This is a genomic window from Streptomyces sp. NPDC057694 (assembly GCF_042799415.1).
GTDB lineage: Bacteria > Actinomycetota > Actinomycetes > Streptomycetales > Streptomycetaceae > Streptomyces.
Window position 1 is genome coordinate 103,968 of sequence record NZ_JBHVIX010000011.1, and the last position, 1,442, is coordinate 105,409.

1 protein-coding gene is annotated in these 1,442 nt (G+C 71.9%); it reads right to left on the reverse strand.

Going from position 1 to position 1,442, the window contains the following annotated elements; all coding sequences use genetic code 11:
• Positions 1 to 86: 86 nt before the first annotated feature.
• Positions 87 to 1,025 (reverse strand): DUF2382 domain-containing protein, encoded by a 939-nt coding sequence (locus tag ACFVDP_RS23695; protein ID WP_383492849.1) that lies wholly within the window; start codon positions 1,023 to 1,025, stop codon positions 87 to 89.
• Between the last annotated feature and the right edge of the window lie 417 nt (positions 1,026 to 1,442).

The window sequence follows — 1,442 nt, forward strand, 5'->3', positions numbered from 1 at the left end:
TCCCTGTTGTAGGCTGTCCCCCCCACCCGGCTGTGGAGAAGGGGTGGCCCCCCCCTCCCGCCGACCCCCACCCTTGAGGTGCGGCGTCAGTGGCGGGGACCGCCACGACCGAACTTGCCCTTGCCGGGCATGTCACCGTCGCCCTTGGGGTCGTCGTACTCGATCCGCTCCTTGCGCACCGTGTCGGAGACCTCCTTGGTCTCCGTGACCTTCTCCGTCTCGAGACGGACGCGCTCCACCGGCACGGTCTCCTTGCTGACGACCGGACGCTCGGCGTGCAGCGTCACCTCGGTCTCCGCCTCGCCGATCGTGGCGCGCTTCGCGTCGCCCTCACGGATCGGCTCACGCACCACGCGGACCTCTTCGTGGGAGAGCGGGACCGACGTGGTCACGTTCTCGGTCTCGACCACCTTGCGCAGGTGGGCGTGGCCCACCTCCTGCTCCTCGACGCCGACGTGCAGCCGCTCCTCGGAGCGGATGAGCTCCGTCTGCTTGTCCGAGGCGTCGGCGGAGCCGCGCATCGCGGGCTCACGCGCACCGGCGGCGTGCCGGCCGGAGGACTCGCCGGTGGCGAACCCGGCGGCCCCGGCCCCGGCTCCGGCTCCGGCGCCCGCGGCGCCTGCCGCACCGGCCGCACCCTGGGCGCCGGGGGCGGTGGCAGGGCGCTCGGGACGGTTTCCGGTGGTGCCGGCCGCGGCGCCGGTGGACCTGGTCAGGCCGTAGTGCGCGTACAGCTCCTGCTGCTCGGCCTCGTCCAGGTGCTGGTCGGCGTCGACGCGGGGCGCGTCCTTGACGGCCTCCTTGGTGTACATCACCTGGAGCCGGTCGTCCGTGCGGGAGGCCCCGCCCAGCGGGACGAACGTCTCCTTCATACCGAAGAGGCCGGTTTTGACGGTGGCCCAGCCCGGTTTCCCGGTCCTGTCGTCAAGGTAGACCCGCTCGACGCTGCCGATCTTCTCCCCGGTGCGGTCGTACGCGGTGAGCCCCACGAGGGCATCGGGGTTGTTGATCTCGCCCTGCGTCATGCGTGATCACTCCCTCCGGAACATGGGGGCGGCTGGGAGCCACCGGCTTGGCCATGTGCCTTGTCTCCATGGCGCGGGCGATCGGGCGAACGCGCAACAAGGGGCTTCACTTGCTGTAGCGAAAAGCCCTTGCGGGAGGCCGTTCGAGGCGTGGTTGCGGGCGAAGGGGCCCGGGCGGGACGACGCGCCCCAGGTAGGCCAAACGGGTGAACCGATGAACGGAACGGCTGGTCGCAGGCGAAGCGGGTGGACGCCGGACTCGTCGAGGCGCGCACCCTCCACCCCACGCAGAAGCGCCCGCTCTCCCCGCCGTGTTCGACGCGGCGGGGGGGGAAGGGGGGGGGGAGAGGCGCTGGGAGGCCCACACAAGCCCAAGGGGTCGCCCGTTTTCGGGGGAACCAGCTAGGTGGTGACCCC